The organism is Flavobacterium piscinae, from assembly GCF_004122145.1.
In the GTDB taxonomy this organism is placed as follows: Bacteria; Bacteroidota; Bacteroidia; order Flavobacteriales; family Flavobacteriaceae; genus Flavobacterium; species Flavobacterium piscinae.
Genome location: NZ_SBKQ01000045.1, coordinates 1 through 255, shown reverse-complemented (window position 1 = coordinate 255; position 255 = coordinate 1). Strand labels below are relative to the sequence as shown.

Below are 255 nucleotides of genomic sequence, written 5' to 3'. Positions count from 1 at the left end.
AGTCGAGCGGACGAGCATGGATAATAATCGGGCATAAGCATATTACCGAAGCTATGGATTTTACGATAAGTAAAGTGGTAGGGGAGCATTCTAACAGGGTTGAAGGTGTATCGTGAGGTATGCTGGACCGGTTAGAAAAGAAAATGTAGGCATAAGTAACGATAATGCGGGCGAGAAACCCGCACACCGAAAGACTAAGGTTTCCGCAGCTATGCTAATCAGCTGCGGGTTAGTCGGGACCTAAGGCGAACCCGA

General features: G+C 47.8%; 1 rRNA gene. It reads left to right on the top strand.

Features of this window, described 5'->3' with window-relative positions:
- Nucleotides 1-255: ribosomal RNA gene (locus EQG68_RS14915) — 23S ribosomal RNA — on the top strand; the annotation flags it as partial.